This window comes from Lacrimispora xylanisolvens, from assembly GCF_002934545.1.
Taxonomy (GTDB): Bacteria; Bacillota; Clostridia; order Lachnospirales; family Lachnospiraceae; genus Lacrimispora; species Lacrimispora xylanisolvens.
In genome coordinates, this window is sequence record NZ_PTJA01000008.1 from 258,806 (window position 1) to 278,022 (window position 19,217).

General features: G+C 39.4%; 19 protein-coding genes, 3 tRNA genes and 1 pseudogene. 6 read left to right on the top strand and 17 right to left on the bottom strand.

Going from position 1 to position 19,217, the window contains the following annotated elements:
* Nucleotides 1-10: 10 nt before the first annotated feature.
* From BXY41_RS16305 to BXY41_RS16345, 9 genes are all read right to left on the bottom strand, one after another.
* Entirely contained in the window at nucleotides 11-2,575 is a 2,565-nt protein-coding gene (locus BXY41_RS16305) for a transglutaminase-like domain-containing protein (protein WP_104437916.1), read from the bottom strand.
* A 61-nt stretch (nucleotides 2,576-2,636) separates the two neighbouring features.
* Nucleotides 2,637-3,398 (bottom strand): DeoR/GlpR family DNA-binding transcription regulator, encoded by a 762-nt coding sequence (locus BXY41_RS16310; RefSeq protein WP_104437917.1) that lies wholly within the window; start codon nucleotides 3,396-3,398, stop codon nucleotides 2,637-2,639.
* Nucleotides 3,377-4,144, bottom strand: coding sequence for a copper homeostasis protein CutC (locus BXY41_RS16315; RefSeq protein ID WP_104437918.1), 768 nt, complete (start codon nucleotides 4,142-4,144; stop codon nucleotides 3,377-3,379). The genes BXY41_RS16310 and BXY41_RS16315 overlap by 22 nt, the downstream gene beginning before the upstream one ends.
* 38 nt (nucleotides 4,145-4,182) lie before the next feature.
* Entirely contained in the window at nucleotides 4,183-5,151 is a 969-nt protein-coding gene (locus tag BXY41_RS16320; RefSeq protein ID WP_104437919.1) for an ABC transporter ATP-binding protein, read from the bottom strand.
* Between the two features lie 12 nt (nucleotides 5,152-5,163).
* Nucleotides 5,164-6,153: an ABC transporter ATP-binding protein gene (locus tag BXY41_RS16325; protein WP_104437920.1), complete on the bottom strand. Its 990-nt coding sequence runs from the start codon at nucleotides 6,151-6,153 to the stop codon at nucleotides 5,164-5,166.
* Nucleotides 6,154-6,164: 11 nt separating this feature from the next.
* Nucleotides 6,165-7,070 (bottom strand): ABC transporter permease, encoded by a 906-nt coding sequence (locus BXY41_RS16330; protein ID WP_104437921.1) that lies wholly within the window; start codon nucleotides 7,068-7,070, stop codon nucleotides 6,165-6,167.
* A gap of 2 nt (nucleotides 7,071-7,072) precedes the next feature.
* Complete coding sequence (locus BXY41_RS16335; protein WP_104437922.1) at nucleotides 7,073-8,011, bottom strand: ABC transporter permease; 939 nt, start codon at nucleotides 8,009-8,011, stop codon at nucleotides 7,073-7,075.
* 135 nt (nucleotides 8,012-8,146) lie between these two features.
* The gene (locus BXY41_RS16340) at nucleotides 8,147-9,823 is read right to left on the bottom strand and encodes a peptide ABC transporter substrate-binding protein (protein ID WP_104437923.1); all 1,677 of its coding nucleotides are present in this window, start codon (nucleotides 9,821-9,823) and stop codon (nucleotides 8,147-8,149) included.
* 296 nt (nucleotides 9,824-10,119) lie between these two features.
* Nucleotides 10,120-10,311 (bottom strand): hypothetical protein, encoded by a 192-nt coding sequence (locus BXY41_RS16345; RefSeq protein WP_104437924.1) that lies wholly within the window; start codon nucleotides 10,309-10,311, stop codon nucleotides 10,120-10,122.
* Between the two features lie 250 nt (nucleotides 10,312-10,561).
* On the opposite strand from BXY41_RS16345, the gene BXY41_RS16350 reads away from it, so the two are divergent.
* Both BXY41_RS16350 and BXY41_RS16355 read left to right on the top strand, forming a co-directional pair.
* A complete protein-coding gene (locus BXY41_RS16350) occupies nucleotides 10,562-11,080 on the top strand; it encodes a YcxB family protein (RefSeq protein WP_104437925.1) in 519 nt (172 codons plus the stop codon).
* An 11-nt stretch (nucleotides 11,081-11,091) separates the two neighbouring features.
* Nucleotides 11,092-11,640: a hypothetical protein gene (locus tag BXY41_RS16355; protein ID WP_104437926.1), complete on the top strand. Its 549-nt coding sequence runs from the start codon at nucleotides 11,092-11,094 to the stop codon at nucleotides 11,638-11,640.
* A gap of 32 nt (nucleotides 11,641-11,672) precedes the next feature.
* On the opposite strand, the gene BXY41_RS16360 is transcribed toward BXY41_RS16355, so the two are convergent.
* Nucleotides 11,673-12,782: a class I SAM-dependent methyltransferase gene (locus tag BXY41_RS16360; RefSeq protein ID WP_104437927.1), complete on the bottom strand. Its 1,110-nt coding sequence runs from the start codon at nucleotides 12,780-12,782 to the stop codon at nucleotides 11,673-11,675.
* A gap of 242 nt (nucleotides 12,783-13,024) precedes the next feature.
* Entirely contained in the window at nucleotides 13,025-13,726 is a 702-nt protein-coding gene (locus tag BXY41_RS16365) for a hypothetical protein (RefSeq protein WP_104437928.1), read from the bottom strand.
* Between the two features lie 191 nt (nucleotides 13,727-13,917).
* Here BXY41_RS16365 and BXY41_RS16370 point away from each other — a divergent pair, with 191 nt between their 5' ends.
* Genes BXY41_RS16370 through BXY41_RS16380 form a run of 3 tightly spaced genes read left to right on the top strand, consistent with a single transcriptional unit; the run spans nucleotide 13,918 to nucleotide 15,581 of the window.
* Nucleotides 13,918-14,325 (top strand): Rrf2 family transcriptional regulator, encoded by a 408-nt coding sequence (locus BXY41_RS16370; protein WP_104437929.1) that lies wholly within the window; start codon nucleotides 13,918-13,920, stop codon nucleotides 14,323-14,325.
* Between the two features lie 32 nt (nucleotides 14,326-14,357).
* Nucleotides 14,358-14,999 (top strand): NAD(P)-dependent oxidoreductase, encoded by a 642-nt coding sequence (locus BXY41_RS16375; protein ID WP_104437930.1) that lies wholly within the window; start codon nucleotides 14,358-14,360, stop codon nucleotides 14,997-14,999.
* Between the two features lie 33 nt (nucleotides 15,000-15,032).
* Nucleotides 15,033-15,581, top strand: coding sequence for an NADPH-dependent FMN reductase (locus BXY41_RS16380; RefSeq protein WP_104437931.1), 549 nt, complete (start codon nucleotides 15,033-15,035; stop codon nucleotides 15,579-15,581).
* A gap of 45 nt (nucleotides 15,582-15,626) precedes the next feature.
* Here BXY41_RS16380 and BXY41_RS16385 read toward each other — a convergent pair whose 3' ends face one another.
* Nucleotides 15,627-16,406: a PHP domain-containing protein gene (locus tag BXY41_RS16385; RefSeq protein WP_104437932.1), complete on the bottom strand. Its 780-nt coding sequence runs from the start codon at nucleotides 16,404-16,406 to the stop codon at nucleotides 15,627-15,629.
* Nucleotides 16,407-16,746: 340 nt separating this feature from the next.
* Between BXY41_RS16385 and BXY41_RS27505 the strand changes: the two genes are divergently transcribed.
* Complete coding sequence (locus BXY41_RS27505) at nucleotides 16,747-16,911, top strand: YcxB family protein (RefSeq protein WP_170072421.1); 165 nt, start codon at nucleotides 16,747-16,749, stop codon at nucleotides 16,909-16,911.
* A 16-nt stretch (nucleotides 16,912-16,927) separates the two neighbouring features.
* Here BXY41_RS27505 and BXY41_RS16390 read toward each other — a convergent pair.
* From BXY41_RS16390 to BXY41_RS16410, 5 genes and pseudogenes are all read right to left on the bottom strand, one after another.
* A pseudogene (locus BXY41_RS16390) lies at nucleotides 16,928-17,339 on the bottom strand (transposase); the annotation flags it as partial.
* A gap of 171 nt (nucleotides 17,340-17,510) precedes the next feature.
* A complete protein-coding gene (locus BXY41_RS16395; RefSeq protein WP_104437933.1) occupies nucleotides 17,511-18,224 on the bottom strand; it encodes a hypothetical protein in 714 nt (237 codons plus the stop codon).
* A 528-nt stretch (nucleotides 18,225-18,752) separates the two neighbouring features.
* A tRNA-Cys gene (locus tag BXY41_RS16400) sits at nucleotides 18,753-18,823 on the bottom strand.
* A 33-nt stretch (nucleotides 18,824-18,856) separates the two neighbouring features.
* Nucleotides 18,857-18,928: transfer RNA gene (locus BXY41_RS16405), tRNA-Glu, on the bottom strand.
* A gap of 48 nt (nucleotides 18,929-18,976) precedes the next feature.
* Nucleotides 18,977-19,049, bottom strand: a tRNA-Asn gene (locus BXY41_RS16410).
* Nucleotides 19,050-19,217 lie beyond the last annotated feature (168 nt).

The window sequence follows — 19,217 nt, forward strand, 5'->3', positions numbered from 1 at the left end:
TAAACAGGTATTATTTACTTAAGCACAGAAGCTTCTCCATCAGTGCCACACTCCCCACATTATAACCACTGCATGCATAAATTGCATTCAGCCCCGGATTCGTGACAATTAAAAGCGGAAGCTTTTCAGGGTCCACATACATTTTACGAGCCAATGGCTCTACCCCCTCATCAAAGTTAAAGGTACCCACCTTGATTCCGGGAATTGCCTTGAGAACCTTTTGCACCGTTAAATTTTTTAAAGAAGCTTCGCTCTGCAGCAGAAAAATAATTTGTGCATCCAGAGCATTTAGGGAATCCTTCTGCTCCAGCATTTCGTTAAGAACGTGCTCGGTGGGTTCCTGCCCCTCAGATAAGACAGCCAGTATATTGGCCCTTTCAGCCATAAGTTCCGATGCGCAAACTGTACGTCCGCTCATATTATCACTCATGACTACTTCAAAATCATTGATTACATAGTCAACCAGCATATCTTCCATACTTCCAGTCCGAAGACGCATGGTAACTGACTTTACTTTATCTGTTTTTATCTCAAATAAATATTCACTGGCATTTTGATTTCCGCTTGGAAGGCGGACGGAAGTAATAAGGCGGTATTCTCCAGGTACTAAATCGAGACTCAAAAAGCCTTCATGAAACTTTAACCCAGTATAATCCAAAGTTACAAACTGTCCATCTTTTTTCATACCAATGGTCCACGTCTGATAATAAACCGGTACAATATCCATATCTGCGTGCAATAACAGTTTTCCAATCTCTCTAATCTGTGACTTTACTCCTTCTTCCTCTCCAGTCACAGATACAAAACCATCGTTTTCATATATCTCCGCTTCCAGATTCACAGAATTAATCCTTGCAGGAATGCCCAAAGTGCGGCAGATCGCCACAAATAATATTTTCTGGCTAAGTGGATTACCCTGTAAAAGCTTAAGGCTTCCAACTGGCGTGGAAGTAATAGTCTTGTAATCAAGCCTGGACTCAAAACCTATATTTTGCTTCACGTACCGCCAAACAGCCCTTGGATTGCTTCGGAATTCTTCCTTTTGACTCTCACCAAAGAATCCATCTATAAATCCCCGGTAGTCCGTCATCTCTTCCAGCAATATTCTGGGACAGAGTATATACTTTGCATAAACATCCAGTTTATTGTTATCTTCCCAGGTCTTACGGTAGGGAGCCGCTCCAATTAAATGACTTTCCAGGATCTCCGCACTGGCATCCTTATAATCCTTAATAGTCAGACTCTCCAGCATAACTTCCCGGTCCGGGTTATTATCCTGATTCATAAACCTGTTAATTTCATCAAAATTACCCGCTGATAATCTTAAAATATGGTCCTGCTCAGGACTTGCAAAGCTGTCCTCCCTAAAGTATCCTGCAATCCTTTCTTCCCTCACCTGATTCGCCTTGTTAATCCTGTCTCTGTTTCTTTCTTTTTGCTCTCTGGTAAGTTTAAACGTATGTATCGGATAATCCTTGGGAGCTCTGACATCTGTATCAATCCAGACTTCCTGAGAGGATTTTCTGTTCTCATCCCTCAGATACAGCACTGTACGATCCTCATCTTCTATTGAAATCCATGCTTCGCAGCTAAGTTTTCCTTTACCTGCCCAGACATGTACATCGCCCAGACCAATGGTAATTGTCACCTTACCCTGATTGTCCGTCAGCAGGGAAGCCACGCTGCAATATTCCGCCATATTAAGTATTTCAATCGAAACCGAAGCGTTTTCTACAGGATTGCTCTTCTCATCAAGCACCTGTATTTCATAAAGTTTAGTCCGGGCATAGGTGGCCGTTTCATTATAATAAACCAGCAAATCCTCCTGTCCCAGACACTCCTTCACCGAATCACCAGAATAATCAGAAAAGGTTCTGGTGTGCACCAGCAATGCCCTGGAAGATGCATTGGTAAACCAGCCCTTATCCAGTACTTCTTCCGGTTCACATGCCCCCAGAAAATGCCATTTTCCATCCACGAACACCTCAACCCATGCATGATTATCATCACAATGAGCCCATCTGGGTGTATATACCTGTCTCGCCGGTATTCCCACACTCCGGAAAGCTGAAACCGCAAAGGTGGACTCTTCCCCACATCTGCCTTTTCCTGATTTATAAACGGTCACCGGAGAAATGGTCCTGTTATCGGAAGACTCATAAGTTCCATTTTCTGCACACCAGTAATTGATTTCCAGAACTGCATCTTTTACAGAAAGTCCTTTAACCCGGTCAATTAACTTATCATAAAAAAACTTTCGGCAGTCTTCAATGTTTTCCGTATTAACACGGTAATACAATATATGATGTAAAAAGATATCTTCCGGAATCTCCTGGCACCATTCCATCTGCTCATAAACCATAAGAGAGTGCCTTACAAATCCCAGGAATACGTTAAAATCATATTCTCCGGCATCCCTAAGCGGCATGGTACCATACAAAAATTTCATGAGCACCTGTTCTTCAAAACTACAGCCTTCCATGGCTTTCTCAACTTCCTCTTTTAAATCTTTTAAATAGGGAAGTCTGAGTTCATATTTTTCCTGGGCATACTTCTGCAAATGTTCTGAAAACATTACAAATTTTCCTCCGCGTATTCATCTCATTGTAATCTTCCATAAAGCCTTCGTCAAACCATTAAAGGATGGTGACCCCGGCTGAATAAAGCCGTTTGCACGTCGCTTCATCTGGATTTGAATCAGTAATAATCCCATCGATGTCATCAAAATGGGCAAATTTATAAGAATCATTAAAATAAAATTTATCCTTTTCCATTACCAGATACTTATGCCTGCTACTGGCAATGGCAGCTCTCTTTGTGAGCCCATCCTCTACCCCAAGAGTGGTAATGGAATTATCCGTAAGATCCAGGCCACAGGTCCCGATAAATGCCCGGTCGAAACTATACTGCTTAATGATCTCAATGGCAGCTGCCCCCATAAACCCATTTACCGTATGGTACATAATCCCACCGGTTCCGATGGCAACAATACTGGGGTTTACTGCCAGAGTCTGCATTATGTCAATCATATTTGTCACTACAGTTACCCGCTTATGGGACTTGGCAAGCAGTTCCGCAACCATAATATTGGTAGTTGAAATATCCAGAAAAACGGTTTCATTTCCGCTTATAAGATCAAACGCTTTTTGAGCAATTAACATCTTTTTCTCAATATTCGTATCCCTTCTGTCAATTACATCCCGTTTCAATGGATAATCCTGGGACAATAAAGCTCCCCCATAGGTTCGTTTCAGCTTACCGGCATTTTCCAGGCTTTTTAAATCTTTACGTATACAATCCTCTGTCACCTGAAAAAGGGCGCTTAAATCCTTTACCTTCACCATGCCTTCTGTCTGAAGAATCTGTAATATCCTGTCTAAACGTTCTTCCGTAAACATGCTTTTTCCTCCATTAATTTTTTCGCCTGGCGTATCTCTTCCTCCCGTGTGCGGAAGATATCGTATTCTCCGATTCCCGGAATTCCCATGCTTACATTCTCTTTCCGGTAAATCATTCCGCTGTCCACGATTTCCTTACCTGACATATGAAAAATCCTGGCGCCTATCTCATCCATAAGACAGGCCATTGTACTCACATTCACCCCGCTGCCAGCCATAATATCAATTCTGCCTTCCGCCTTACGGATCAGTTCTCCCAAAAGCTCTCTTCCCTCAAAGCAGGTATTCTGCTGCCCTGAGGTCAGTATGGTATCTGCTCCCGCATCTATGGCTTCCTCAAGGCTTTTATATGGATCACGGCATACATCGAAAGCACGGTGAAGAGTCATACTGCCGTTCCCCACCTTTTCTTTCAGCACCTTCAACCGTTCCACATCAAGATTTCCATCCGCTTTTAAAAAGCCTGCCACGATACCATCTGCACCAAGCTCCCGAAACATCCGGGCATCCTCAGTAATCATCTGGAACTCATAATCTGTATACAAAAAGTCGCCATACCGGGGCCTAACCAGTACATTTATGGGAATATCACAGGCTTTGCGTATTTGCTTAAACTGGCTAACTCCAGGAGTAGTTCCTCCAATCACCAGATTCGCACAGAGCTCCAGTCTTTGGGCTCCTCCCCGTACTGCCGCTATTGCAGACTCCACAGAATCCACACAGACCTCCAAGATATAGTCTTTCATCATTTTCTCCTAACAATCTATTTTTCATTGCCATCCTGTTATTTCACTCTATGACAGGCTGCAAAATGTCCCGGTCTTACTTCTTTCATCTCCGGTGTGTTTTTGCTGCAGAGTTCTTCCGCATAAGGGCATCGTCCGGCAAAGAGACATCCCTGCGTCAAACGGATGGGATCAGGAAGACTTCCTTCCAGCATAATTCTGTTCCTGTTCTTCTCCACATCCGGATCAGGGATTGGAATTGCAGAAAGCAATGCCTGTGTATAAGGGTGAACCGGATCATCAAACAAAGTTTCGCTGTCCGCCAGTTCCACCATACTTCCCAGATACATAACGCCAATCCGGTCACTGATGTGCTTCACCATGGAAAGATCATGAGCAATAAAGAGATACGTAAGGTTTCTCTTCTTCTGCAGCTCCTTCAGCAGATTAATTACCTGAGCCTGAATGGAAACATCAAGAGCAGATATGGGCTCATCACAGATTATAAACTCCGGATCAACAGCCAGGGCCCTGGCGATCCCAACTCTCTGCCGCTGTCCGCCAGAAAATTCATGAGGGAAACGGTTTGCATGCTCTTCAGAAAGTCCTACTGTTTCCAAAAGCTCAATCACCTTCTTTTTCCGTTCCTGTCCCTTAAAGATTCCGTGCGCATCCATTCCCTCTGCAATAATATCCATGACCTTCATACGTGGATTTAAGGAAGCATAAGGATCCTGAAAAATCATCTGCATTTTCCTTGTAAATGTATGACGATCCGCCTGTGACAGGCTGTTATTAATTACCTGCCCATCATAAACCACCGTTCCTTCCGTGGGCTCATACAGCTGGATCACCGTCCGTCCAAACGTAGACTTTCCGCATCCGCTCTCGCCCACCAGCCCCAGTGTCTCTCCTTTATAAATATCCAGGCTGATATCTCTCACCGCTTTTAAGGTCTGGTTTTTTCCCACATGAAAATACTTTTTCAAATGTTTTACTTCTAATAAAGGTTTCTTATCCGCCGACATTCTGATTTCCTCCTATTCCCTGAGAGCCTTCGCCCGCTCATCAAGCAGCCAGCAGCGCACATGATGGTTTTCACCACAAAGCATATCCTCAGGAGGATACTGCCTGCATACCTCCATGGTCTTTGTACATCTGGCTGCAAATGGACAGCCTTTTGGCGGTTCCATCAAATCCGGAGGTGTTCCCGGAATTGCCGTCAGCTCACTCCCCTTTTCTGAAGCCTTTGGTATAGAAGCCAGAAGCCCTTTCGTGTACGGGTGAGCGGTTTCATAAAATAAATCTCTCACATCAGCGGTTTCCACCAGCTGTCCTCCATACATAACAGCCACACGGTCTGCTATATTAGCCACTACGCCTAAATTGTGAGTGATAATAATAATGGAAGTTTTGATTTTTTTCTGCAAATCTCTCATCAGGTCCAGTATCTGAGCCTGAATCGTCACATCCAGGGCTGTAGTAGGTTCATCGGCAATTAAAATCCTGGGATCACAAGCCAGAGCCACTGCAATCACAACCCTTTGTCTCATTCCTCCCGAAAGCTGATGTGGATACTGATCAAACCTGGCTTCCGGATTGGAAATACCAACCAGAGAGATGAGTTCAAGAGCACGCTCCTTCATCTGTGCCTTTGTCATATCCCTCCGGTGTTCTTTTAATACCTCAACAATCTGCTTTCCAATGGTCATAGTCGGATTTAAAGAGGTCATAGGATCCTGAAATATCATGGAAATATCCGATCCTCTAACTGACTGCATCTGCCGTTCACTGTACTTGGCAAGATCCTTTCCTTCCAGGAGAATACTTCCTTCAACAATCTTACCATTTTTAGGAAGCAGTCCCATAATACTTTTTACGGAAATAGATTTTCCGGAACCAGATTCCCCTACAATGGCAAGAGTCTCCTGCTCATCCAGATGAAAACTGACCCCCCGGACCGCCTGAACCGTACCGTGCTGTGTCTCTATCTGTACCCGTAACTGATTCACTTCTAATAATCTGCTCACTGACGATTCACCTACTTTCTCATTCTGGGGTCCAGTGCATCACGCAGACCATCACCAAGAATACTGAAACATACCATAATAAGCACAATCACGATGGCAGGGAAGATCAGTACATGGGGAAAATTACGTAGCACCTGGTATCCGTTATTGATCAAAACACCAAGAGAGGCTTTTGGCTCCTGCATACCAATACCAATAAAGCTTAAAAACGCCTCTGTAAATATGGCAGAAGGAATGGTGAACATGGCATTAATCACAATTACCCCAACCGTATTGGGTATCAGATGTTTCCATATAATCCTGGAAGTACTTGTCCCCAAAACACGGGCTGCCAGCACAAACTCCTGGTTTTTCAGCTTCAAAATCTCCGCCCGGACCAGACGTGCCATATTCACCCATCCGGTAATGGAAAGAGCCACCACAATGGTCCAAATGCCAGCCGGCATAATCATCATCAAAAGAATCACAATAATCAGATGGGGAATCCCCACCAGTATTTCAATGAACCTCTGCATAACTGCATCCACTTTCCCGCCGATTAGAGCAGAAACCGCTCCATAAACCACTCCAACCGTCAGATCCAAAAATGCAGCCACAAATGCAATCAGCAACGATATACGGGTTCCCATCCAGGTTCTGACCCACAAATCCCGCCCGAACTGATCTGTTCCAAACAGATGTGCAGCGGATGGAATCTGGTAAATAATATCATAATTCGTTTCTTTATAAGAATAAGCGGAAAACACCGGCGCCAGTAATGCCAAAAGCCCAATCGCTATTAAGGTAAACAAGCTGGCAACCGCCGCTTTATTTTTTTTCAAGCGAAGCCACCCTTCCTGAAATGCGGTTAAATTGGGGTGGGCGATATGTTCCTTTTCGGATTCATCCACGTGAACCCTTACAAATAACTCATCCATACTCACGCCTCCTTTCCTGCTGCCAGGCGTATTCTTGGATCAATCAGGGAATACGCGATGTCAACGATCAGTACCACAAAAATGTAGAAAGCGCTGTAAAAAATAGTAATTCCCATAATAGTTGAATAATCATTGGCCTTAATGCTGTCCACAAATAAGCTGCCGATCCCCGGAATGGTATAGATATTTTCTACTGCCAGAGATCCAGTCAGAAGATTGACAACAATCGGTCCAAGAATCGTTACCACAGGAATGATGGAGTTTCTCACAGCATGCCGCATCAGTACTTTCATAGGGCTCAGACCCTTTGCCTTTGCAGTAATAATATAATCCTGTTCCAGTACTTCCAACATCTCCGTCCTGATAAACCGGGCAACCATGGCTGTTGCAGAAAAGGACAGGGCAACAGAAGGGAGAACGGAACATCTCCAGTCCGTCCAGAAGCCAACCGGAAGAATCCCCCATTTTAAAGCCACATAATACTGAAGCAAAGCCGCTGCCACAAAATTGGGAACAGAAACTCCCAGCACAGCCACAATCATGGTAAAGTAGTCAATTCCGCTGTTGTGTTTCCACGCCGCAATAATTCCCAGCACAAGCCCAAGTGCCAAACCGATCAATACCGCCTGAATTCCAATCAATGCCGACGGACCAATTCTTCCTCCTATTACAGTGGACACCTTTTGTCCCGTATAGGTAAAAGAAGTTCCGAAATCCCCATGAAGAATATTTCCCATATACTTTACATACTGCTTTGGCAGAGACTCGTTTAATCCATACTGTTCTAAAATAACATGCTGCTGCTGCGCAGACATCATATTAAAACGTTCCGCATCAAAAGGAGAGCCGGGAAGCTTTTTCATCAGAAAAAATGTCGCCGTTACAATGACCCATAATGTCAGCACCAGATAAATCAGACGCTTGCAGATATATTTTATCATGCCGTATCCTCCTTTGCATTCCTATTTTCATAAGATTCCAAAAAGAGCCGTCCTTCTCCAATATTGAAAAAGAAGGGGCGGCTCCTCTCATTTCCCGCATTCTAGCTGCCAGGGCAAACCTCTGCCCGCCGCGGATTATTCAAAGTAAGCGTACTTAAATTCTACATCTGGTCCGAAGGGATGGTTAACCAGTCCTTTCACATTTGATTTGGTCAGTGTCGCAGATCCTCTGTGATACAAAGGAGCAACAATCACATCTTCATCAACCAGAAGTTTCTCCGCCTGCAGCAGCATATTCAGACGCTTCGCATCATCAGTCTCAACTCTTGCATCGTTGATCAGCTTATTGTAATTCTCGTTCTGATAAGAACCGCGGTAAGGAGTACCATTGGTCCATAAATCAAGGTAGGTCATGGCATCATCATAGTCAGCGCCCCATGCAGTGGAAGCGAACATATAATTATCGTTATCCATTAATTCATTTCTTGCCTGAACCGTCTTTGTATCAATTGTAATATCAATACCTAAATTCTTATTTAACTCACTCTGAATGTAAGTCGCAACTGCTTTTGTCACAGAATCATCACGCACCAGAAGTGACAGTTTCGGAGTCTCACCCAACTCCTTACATCCCTCTTCCCAATACTTTTTCGCTTCTTCTGCATTAAACGGACATAAATTCCCGTTAAGCTCACGGAAGGTCTTACTTCCGTCTCCATACATACCTTCTGCTACAAGACCGTTGCTGGAGGAAGAACCATCTGCAAGGATCACCTTAACCAGAGTATCACGGTCAATTGCTGCAGAAACTGCCTTACGAATGTTTTTGTTTTTCATAACCGGATTGCTTAAAGAAAACTGCAGATATTCGGTTCTGAACTCGCTTTCCGATTTGAACTCCGGATTATTCTGATAAGCCGCCACATTGGAAGAATCCAGTGCCACCTGGCTCAGCTCATTAGCCAGATAAGCATTTAAAGCTGCCGAAGCATCTTTCATAACTCTTACCTGTGCATTTTCAATTTTAACGTTTGCTGCATCCCAGTACTTGTCATTCTTTTTAAGGGTAGCACCAACCGCCGGATCGTAACTGGTAATTGTATAAGGTCCGCAGTAGATCATGTTATCCGCACTTAAACCATATTGATCACCCTTTGAGGTAACATATGCCTCATTTAACGGGAAGAACTGGCAGAGCACGGTTAAACGTGCAAAATAAGGAGTAGGCGCTTTAATGGTCACCTGGAATGTCTTGTCGTCAACCGCTTTTACACCGACTTCCTCCGCACTAACTTTCCCCTCATTGTATTCAGTACCATTCACAATGTAATCTGTCATAATAAAGCTGTAGCCGTTAGTCGCATCTGCGCTCATCTGCTTTAACCATGAGAACACGAAATCACTGGCAGTTAAAGGAGTTCCGTCGCTCCACTGCAAACCATCTCTTAAATGGAAGGTGTATGTAAGCTTATCATCTGAAACATCATAACTTTCTGCAAGTGCAGGCTGGGCCTCATTTTTCTCATCCAGGCGAAGCAGACCCTCAAATGCGTTGTTATTTACCATGGAGGACTGGCTGTCAGAAGCTGCCCATTGTACCAGAGTCTTGATTTCTGCATTTGCATAAACGCTAAGTACCTGATTACCTGCTGCCGGAGCCGTAGTTTTGTCAGAAACAGATTCACTTGCACCTGCACTCTGGGAAGACTCACCAGCAGTTGTTCCACCGGTGCTTCCGGTAAATGCACAACCAGAAAGAGCTCCAATTACCAGACACGCAGCGGTACCCAATGCTAATACACTTTTTTTCATATTTCCTCTCCTTTTGTATTACTTTTATTGTTTCGTCTTAATTTATGGCAATTTGCCTATAAAATTATTTAAATTATACAGATACCTAGTGGTTGTGTCAATAGATTTTTTATTATTTTATCTTGTTTTAAATTGTTTCAATTCTTAACTAAAATACTTGTTTTTCAAAGTCTGAGCAATAAAAAAAGAGTTTCTGCTTTGCTTTCGCGGTGGAGAAACCCTTAACTAATCTAAGTTCTTTCATACTATTATCTCACATATTCCATTTCACATGGTAAACTGTGATTAAAATCTGCTTAATTATTATTTCTTGAGATAGCATCCGTAATCAATACTTTTGAAATATACATCGCCTTTAAACGATTTTTAAGAAGTGTATGATGAGTATTCCCCTCTGGAAATTTTTCCTGTGCTTTTTCGCATTTGCTTATTATGGAATTTATGGCCCGAAGTGCTTCTGTTAGTTCTTCACTTGTGTATTCGCTCATTATACTTCCTCCATCCTACATATCTATTTTATACAATCCCACTTAAAACAAGGCCTCTACGCATATCATTATTTTATAGTATAGCCATTCTTCCGCTAAATTACTTAAACTGTTGGTTGCCACCCCATTTTATTAAAGAACTTATTCTAACCTTATAATAAATATAAGATTGCTTACTAATAAAACCAATGCTATGATTATTGTAGCACAGAATATATTATAAAGTAATTGCATAATGAAAGGAGAAAGTATGGGGTCAGATTTTGTTTTAAGTGGATCTATTAGCAAAGAAATCCTTAAAAGTATGAAAAAGTACTTATTTCCACCTTCACTTACACGCTTTATTAATATTACAATGATTATATCTGGATTATTGTCTTTTCTCTTTCTTCTATTAAGGATTCAGTCTCTAACAATTCTATTTTTGATAGGGGCGTTATTTATATATATCGAAAAAATAATCTGCAGAGAAATATTTATTAAGAAATTTCTCAGAAGTATTAGCCCTGAACAAACCAGTTTTAATTATAATTTGCACTTTCGTAATGATTGTATCACTATAACCCAAGAAAATGAAGAAAATGGCTTTGATATTAATTATTCAAATATCAATCGGATAGCCGAGTCAAAAAATTATATTGCATTATTCACCCAGGAAAGTATGTGTCTTCCTATATATAAAACTTTATTTAATAGCGAAGAAAAATACGAATGGTTGGTTTATATAATGGAAAAAAACAATAAAATTAGATTGTATCATATACAATGAGGAGATTAAAAATGAATGATTCGATCGAAGCAGTAGGCGTTTCTAATAAAGAAGCCCTGAAAGAAGCAGGCAAATATCTTATCCCTCCTTTTATTCGCCCTCTAATTACAATCATAATTATTGTTTTTTTATGCCAATCAATCTATGAAACTATCAACGCCTCTCCAATCATGTCCTTCTTTTTTCTATTTTTAGCTCTTATTTTATATATGGTATATCTACATAGCGTGTCTGCTATGGTTAATCAATATATGAGAGTAATGAAGCGATATATGCATATCGAAAATACAATATATCGGATTAACTTTTCCGAAAACCACATTAATTTAACCTTTACTGATATGGGAAAATGTATTAACATTCCTTATTCCAACATTGTTGAGGTTATTGAAACTAAAAATCTATATCTTATAAAAGCAAAAACATATATTCCTGTAATTGTTACAAAAGACTCACTGAAAAATCTCCCCAATGATGATTGGAAGAATTTTATAATAAAGAAATGTAAAACTGCCAGGAAAATTAAATTAAAAAAACAAAGAAAGAAAGGTTTCCTGTGATATAGCAATACATTTTCAAACCTGAACAATCATTATTTTATACCATAGGAAAAATGCAACCCATAAAACTGAGTAAAAGTTAGCGATTTTTGATTGCGGCAGATAAATTCAGTGATTTTATTTTGTTTATAGCAATAGTATTCTGCGTCTTTTCTATCCATTCCATGATTCATTAACCGTTCAACGACCAGAGCTTGCTGTTCACCAGTTTTATACTCACAAAGCTCATGAGCATCGATAAATGCTGCCACCTCTTCAGCATAATCAGCATGTTCTGGCGAAATGAAATTTACCTTATCACTCATTCTAATATCTATATCCCTTAGTCCTGAATCCCTCATCATTTCAGGAATTTTCAGAGCGACAGAATAATCTCTCCCCTGGCGTTTTAACTGTGTATTCCACATATCTCTAAAACCTGGGTATTGGCACAGAAAATCATAATCCATGCCATGAATATAAAGACCCACATTTTCCAATTCTCTGTTTATCTCTGCACATACAACGAGGCCTCCAACTTTTGTGAAAGATATCATCTTATTAAGAAATAAAGTAGAATTATCAATGTGTCTTAATACTGCCTGGGAAATGACAAAATCATATTTTATTCCAGACTCATAGGTTAACACATCTTCACATACAAATTGAACAGCATACTCATCAGTGTTAAGAATCCCTCTCCCTTCGTTGATAAGGTTCTCACTGTGATCAATACCTGTATAAGTACTGCCTTTCGGCATAAGTGGCATAAGCATCGTTCCTAAAAAACCATAACCGCACCCACAATCCAAAATATCAATCGGGGCATTAATTTTCCAAACCTTTTCAATTAAAAATTGCAAGTAGTCCTTATTCCAGAGAAAATTCCGCGTGTTTTTCAAATATTTCAGGCGTTCACTCCAGTAATTCTTAGTCCCCACTTCACAAGGAATATAAGTTCGTGACGGTAATGGCTTTAAACCCAGCAACTCATCGACTGATACATCAAAGTAGTTCGCTAACTGAGGTAACAGCGTTATATCAGGAAACGTCACATTGGTCTCCCATTTACTTACAGTCTGATGTGCCACACCCATAACAGTTGCCAATTCTTGTTGACTTACTCCTTTATTTTTTCTAAGCTCTGCAATCATTAGCTTCATATACCATACCCCCTGGACTTATTATCTTAATATTAACACGGAAATTTTAAATTTAAAATAACGCATTATAAGAGTCTATTCCCTTATAGAGTGAGAAAAAATACAAATTACAGAAAAAACATAAGGGTTTCTGCTTTGCTTTCGCGAAGGAGAAACCCTTATGCTTTTCTATATTCACTCTAACTACAGAAACTTTTTTACTCAATCATCCAGTTTAAAATTGTATAGTAACCAGCAATATACTAATTAGCACTATTAAGCTCCTCCTGAGATTTATGCATAATAACCCCAACATGTTCATCGATAATACATGAAAACATTTTTCCATCAATCTGAACCGGGAATACGATAGAACTGCTTTCATCCGTGTAAAACTCTGAAAAGTCAGGATTAATAAAACTCATATTAACCGACTCATTGGTATTAATAGTCCTCTCATCATAGAAGCTATGTGTATCCGAATTATAAAGAGATAACGTAGTGGTTTTCTCATTTGTAGTTATATCACATTTATTTTTGACTGTAACCGGTTTATTACTTATATTCTTTATACCTACAGAGACAACTTTACTATTTCCAACTTTCGTATCATAAAGCCACACTACCAGAAACGTCACTCCATCATTGACATCATTAATAATTTCCCCGTTGCGATCAGCCATACGTCCATCTGGTATTAATCCATTTACCAAAAGTACTCCTGAATCGTTAAAGTAGCGATCCTTTCCTTCTACATTAACAATTCCAGTCTGCATATACCCATTTGAATCAAAATGATAGTGTTCACCCGTCTGAGGGTCAGTAAACCAATTGTCTTTCAATACCGTACCATCATTGAGCACATATTGCCATCCGGTGGAATCCTGCTTCCATTCGGCAGCATAGCTCACAATGGAACCCAATACTGTAAATACCAAAGACATCATAACAATAAACTTTTTCATACATTTCCCTCCATTTATATTAATTAGATTTATTATATAATATAATTTAATAAGTTACAATTATTACCAAGTAAAAAGACCTCTGTATTCTGTAAAAATAACCTTCAGAATAAACATAGTAGAAAAAAAGGTAAATAAGTACTTGACAAAGTTCTTATTTGTAACTAAAATAGTTACAGAAGGAGGTGCTTATGTATTCAACAAAGTTATCGGTAAGCATTCATATCATGAGTGTAATTGTACTGATGGAGGGGCAGCCCGTCACGTCTGAGTACATCGCTTCCAGCATCAACACCAATCCCGCTCTTGTCAGACGTTTAATGAGCCGTTTAAAAAAAGCAAAGTTAATTAAAACGAGTACGAAACTTGGTGTAACAGGTCTTGCCAGAGACGCAAAAGATATTTCACTTCTGGATATCTTTTTTGCAACAGAAGACCATCAGGATTTATTCAGCATTCATAGCAACACCAATCCGAACTGTCCAGTAGGGGCAAAGATAGAAGTCACATTAAAACATCTATACGACAACATACAAACAGCAACAGAGGAAAAGTTGTCTGCCATTAGCCTGGCTGACATTATAAAAGAATTCATATAGAACAACAAGAAAATGAAAGGATGTGAGTAACTATGAAAATTGCAATAATAGGTGCAACCGGTATGGCCGGCACTGCGCTCTTCAAAGAAAGTGTATTACGCGGACACGAAGTGACTGCAATTGTCCGGCATAAGGATAAGGCAGTATCTTTACTGGGAGACGGAGTAAAAGTAATTGAAAAAGATGTATTTGATCTAACAAGATCAGAACTCGAGGGCTTTGATGTCATAATAAATGCCTTTGCAACAGCACCCGCTAAAGCATATTTACACCTGGATCTGGCTGCAAAGCTGGTAAATATTTTCCGTGAAACCGAAAGGCCCAGACTGTTTTTTATTCTCGGCGCAGCCAGCCTGTTAGATGAAAACAACAAGCTGTTTCTAGACACGTTGAAGACATCCCCTGACGTTGCACCCTGGATTTCCATTCCTGTGGAGGCATATAAAACCCTTAACTTCTTGAGAAGCATTGAAAATGTAAACTGGGTAGGCGTATCCCCATCTGCGGAATTTGTCCCAGGAGAAGCGACGGTACCTGTTTTAGGGAAGGATCATCTGCTGACCTCCTCCGAAGGCAAATCAGTTGTAACAAGCGGAACCATGGCTGTTGCCATTTTGGATGAAGTAGAAAATCCACAATTTATTCGTACCAGATTTACCGTATGTAACCAATAAATAGAAAACAAATTTGAAATGGAGGTATTTTTTATGAGCAAGACAATTGGAATTATTAATGGTAGTTTGAGAAAGAATTCATTTTCCGGAAGCATTGCAGACTATGTGAAAAATAACGCGCCGGAAGGTTATGCATTTAAAATCATCGATATCGGAAAACTTCCTCTTTATAATCAGGATTATGATGGTGAAGATTTAAATGAATACACAGTATTTAGAAATGAAGTAAAGAATTTAGACGCCGTACTGTTCATTACACCAGAGCATAACCGCTCTATTCCTGCAGCACTGAAAAATGCTCTTGACATAGGTTCCAGACCTTATGGTGAAAATGTCTGGAGCGGCAAGCCAGGTGCCGTAATCAGCCAGTCCCCAGGCGGCATAGGCGGTTTTGGCGCAAATCATCATTTACGACAGGTACTGGCTTTCCTGAATGTTTTAACCCTCGCTCAGCCAGAAGCGTATATTGGTTCTTTTCATACATTGATTGATGAAAATGGGGAGATAAATAACGAAGGTACCAAAGAATTTTTAAACGGTTTTTTAGCTGCTTTTGCTGCTTGGATCGAAAAATTATCTTAAATTACACAGGAGGGAAACGGCATGGCTGTTTCCCTCTGTTTTTGTTTAATCGCAGATATAATTGTTAAGTTCTAGTATCCTATCACCAACATCTTCAGGGCAATGTGCATCCGATACAGTAATGATTTTGACATTGTTATTTCTCATTATCTTTAGCATTTCTTTATCCATACCTAAGGTAGCCGTATTAGGACAACGTCGATATACTCCACTATTTTGTTCAGCGTACATATCATTTTTAAAAAGCTCTTTTGCTAAACTGGTATAATATTCCGTTAGAGAATATGATGGCTTATGTCCAAAAAGTTTAATCGAATCAGGATGAGCTATACCATCATATATTCCACTTTGAGCAAGTGAAACAGATGTTTCAAAATATCTATGATATATTTCATCAACATTAATTCCATTCCAATGCTCCGCCTTATGGTCAAAGGCAAAATTATCAACAAAGTGAACACTGCCCAGCAAAAAATCAAAATCTTTATCTTTAGTTAATTCTACAACTAGATCTTCAAATTCTTTAAAATAGCATATCTCAAGACCAAACTTAATCTTAACAGGGAATTGAATATTTCTTATTTGTTTGATTAGTGACATATAATTTCCCAATTTCAGTACTCCTGCTTTTTTATGAAACCATGTATCTATATAATTGCTATAAGCACAAACAGAATCGTACATAGGGACAAATTCTTCAAACCGATAGCAATGCTCAAGAAGCCAAATTTCATCTAATTGCTTCTCAACTGCTTTGTTAACAAATTGATTTATCCATTCATATGTATATTCTCCTCGTTCAATATGAATATGGCCATCTACCATACTACCACTTCCTTATCTATATTTTGTTAGAGCAAACACCTTTACGAAAACTAATACGTAAACTAAATCTATAATATCAATATAACAAAGTCGACTGTGTTTTAGACTAGATGATGAAAGTGTTCCAGAAAGTAAGAAGTCGACGTTATTTATGTACATTCTGTGGATCATTTCTTTGAAGCTATAGTTCCATACTTCAATATTCGTGTCAATCTTTTTTATTCTTTTATCTTTATTGGCTTATATAATATATTGCCACAGCCTAATTTCGATGTTAATCGGTATATGCAAAGTATGAAAGAATATATGTATACAGAAAATAGGATTTAACAGCTTAGGTTTGATTATATCAATAAGCAATATCAATATTAAAATTCCATATTCTGATTTTGTTAAAATAATTGAAACAAAAAATCTTTACCTTATGAAAACAAAAGCAGCAAAAGAAGGAAACCCTGTAATTATAAAAAAAACTCATTATCTAATGTGTCAAAAGAGGACTTGAAAGAATTTAAAAAATAGAAATGCTCCTTGTTGACTACAATGGCAACAAGGATAGAGATGTTTTGTGTTTCGCCACTCCAGCTACGTTTTAAGTAAACACCATCTGCAATGACATATGGATAAGAACCGGTAAGTTTGCGGCTTCTCCACGTTTCAATGTGTTCATAGACTTTTTTATTTAGATTGCTTATTGTTCCAGGTGAAACCTTGTTTCCCCATAACGCCTGGGTAATGTCTTCAACGAGGCGGACAGAAACACCCGCAAGGTACCTTTCAATGAGGGCTTCTTCCACAGAGCATTCTCTGCAGCGATAACGCTCAATAATGGCAGTTTCAAACGCAACGTCTTTTATTGGCATCTTCAATTTGACCTCACCGGCAGTGGTTTGAAAATTTCTGCTATAATCCGGAACGATACCCTTTGCGATCACCGGAACATCGTATTTTTCGGCAGAAACCCTTATAACATTTCATTTTTATCAATGCTCAATTTTATTCACCCATACTAACTCAAAACAATTAATACATTTAATATTTTTACGCTTCGGATCATACTATTATAGATAGTAACAATACTCAACCTATATTTAAGCACGGGTATTAATTTATTTCTCTATTAAGTTCTTTAAGTTTCTCTGACGATGCATGTAAGACATACTCATTTTGCCCTACAGCAGTACATGTATATTCATTGTCATTAATTACAATTCTCAACACAAGAACGCTACTTTTATCTATATAAAATTCTGATTTATTATGATCGATAAAATTCATAATAACCTGTTCTTTCGGATTGATGGTTTTTTCCTCATAAAATTCATGTGTATTTGCATCATATAGATATAAGGTATACACATTTCCATTGCTTACCATTCGACAATCATTTTTAACAGAGATAGTTTTATCACATAAATTCGTAATACCTACACTAATAGCTTTACCATTACCAACTTTTACATCAGAAATCCACGTAATAAGCATCGTTATTCCATCATTTACATTATCAATTATTTCTCCGTTATAATCTAACGTACGTCCATCTGGTATTAACCTATTTCTTTGAAGTTCTCCCGCATCATTAAAATAGTATTCCTTTCCATCCACATTCACGATTCCAGATTGCATATACCCATTTTGATCAAAATGATAACGTTTACCAGATCCAGATATATTAAGCCAACTGTTTTTTACAAAAGTACCATCACTGTAAACATATTGCCAGCCATTAGAGTCCTGCCTCCATTCATCAGCATAACTTACAATTGAACCTAAAATCGAGAACACGAAAGACAATATAACTATAAACTTTTTCATGCGTTTCCCCTTATCTATTAATAATACTTTTATTATAATTTATAAATTAATTAAATACAACCAATATAATAATATATGAGAGAACCTATACGAAATTTATAACCTGAGCGTAATATATAATTGAAGTTAACATTGAATTGTTTTAAACCAATAAACGATATATTTAGTCCTGCTGTTTAACTAGATTTCTACTTAATTTGTCAAATTGCTGAAAGAGGGCAAATTTATCTCAATAAGAGATGGTGAACAGCTAACCTCCATTATATTTAGCAAGCACCTAAAGGCTTATTCTGATTCTTATTGGCATTGACTCGACCAGCCATAAAATCCGCTTTACAGCGGCTTGCCTGCTTTATAAGAATGGAGTTCCAACAGCTACCCTACAGTGCTTGTTAGAACATTGTACCTTGGCCATGACCTTGTTTAATGATTACCCAAAATACCTTGCATACATCTGCATACTAAAAACATAAAACAAAAAGTGCTTCAAACCCTTGTAAAATAAGGATTTGAAGCACTTCTTAGAAGAGGCGACAACCAGATTTGAACTGGTGATCAGGGTGTTGCAGACCCACGCCTTACCACTTGGCTATGTCGCCATTAAATTATAAAACTGAACTACTTACATTCAGTGACCCCAACGAGATTCGAACTCGTGTTACCGCCGTGAAAGGGCGATGTCTTAACCGCTTGACCATGGGGCCTTACTTAAATTTCGTTTCCTCACAGTCTATCTAGCTGAGTATCACGAACTCCCCGAGTAGGACTTGAACCTACGACCCAACGGTTAACAGCCGTTTGCTCTACCGACTGAGCTATCGAGGAATATTGCATTACTGCAATCCTTGAGGCATATACCCTCAAAACCACACATTGTTATATATCTTTCATCCGTTCTTTCCTCTTACCTAAACCAACCTGGTTAAGCCCTCGACCTATTAGTGACAGTCAGCTGCACATGTTACCATGCTTCCACCTCTGCCCTATCTACCT

Excerpts from the sequence above, each read along its gene's own strand:
- BXY41_RS16305 (WP_104437916.1), bottom strand. The coding sequence starts at position 2,575 with ATGTTTTCAGAACATTTGCAGAAGTATGCCCAGGAAAAATATGAACTC.
- BXY41_RS16310 (WP_104437917.1), bottom strand. The coding sequence starts at position 3,398 with ATGTTTACGGAAGAACGTTTAGACAGGATATTACAGATTCTTCAGACA.
- BXY41_RS16315 (WP_104437918.1), bottom strand. The coding sequence starts at position 4,144 with ATGAAAGACTATATCTTGGAGGTCTGTGTGGATTCTGTGGAGTCTGCA.
- BXY41_RS16320 (WP_104437919.1), bottom strand. The coding sequence starts at position 5,151 with ATGTCGGCGGATAAGAAACCTTTATTAGAAGTAAAACATTTGAAAAAG.
- BXY41_RS16330 (WP_104437921.1), bottom strand. The coding sequence starts at position 7,070 with ATGGATGAGTTATTTGTAAGGGTTCACGTGGATGAATCCGAAAAGGAA.
- BXY41_RS16335 (WP_104437922.1), bottom strand. The coding sequence starts at position 8,011 with ATGATAAAATATATCTGCAAGCGTCTGATTTATCTGGTGCTGACATTA.
- BXY41_RS16340 (WP_104437923.1), bottom strand. The coding sequence starts at position 9,823 with ATGAAAAAAAGTGTATTAGCATTGGGTACCGCTGCGTGTCTGGTAATT.
- BXY41_RS16345 (WP_104437924.1), bottom strand. The coding sequence starts at position 10,311 with ATGAGCGAATACACAAGTGAAGAACTAACAGAAGCACTTCGGGCCATA.
- BXY41_RS16350 (WP_104437925.1), top strand. The coding sequence starts at position 10,562 with ATGGGGTCAGATTTTGTTTTAAGTGGATCTATTAGCAAAGAAATCCTT.
- BXY41_RS16355 (WP_104437926.1), top strand. The coding sequence starts at position 11,092 with ATGAATGATTCGATCGAAGCAGTAGGCGTTTCTAATAAAGAAGCCCTG.
- BXY41_RS16360 (WP_104437927.1), bottom strand. The coding sequence starts at position 12,782 with ATGAAGCTAATGATTGCAGAGCTTAGAAAAAATAAAGGAGTAAGTCAA.
- BXY41_RS16365 (WP_104437928.1), bottom strand. The coding sequence starts at position 13,726 with ATGAAAAAGTTTATTGTTATGATGTCTTTGGTATTTACAGTATTGGGT.
- BXY41_RS16370 (WP_104437929.1), top strand. The coding sequence starts at position 13,918 with ATGTATTCAACAAAGTTATCGGTAAGCATTCATATCATGAGTGTAATT.
- BXY41_RS16375 (WP_104437930.1), top strand. The coding sequence starts at position 14,358 with ATGAAAATTGCAATAATAGGTGCAACCGGTATGGCCGGCACTGCGCTC.
- BXY41_RS16380 (WP_104437931.1), top strand. The coding sequence starts at position 15,033 with ATGAGCAAGACAATTGGAATTATTAATGGTAGTTTGAGAAAGAATTCA.
- BXY41_RS16385 (WP_104437932.1), bottom strand. The coding sequence starts at position 16,406 with ATGGTAGATGGCCATATTCATATTGAACGAGGAGAATATACATATGAA.
- BXY41_RS16395 (WP_104437933.1), bottom strand. The coding sequence starts at position 18,224 with ATGAAAAAGTTTATAGTTATATTGTCTTTCGTGTTCTCGATTTTAGGT.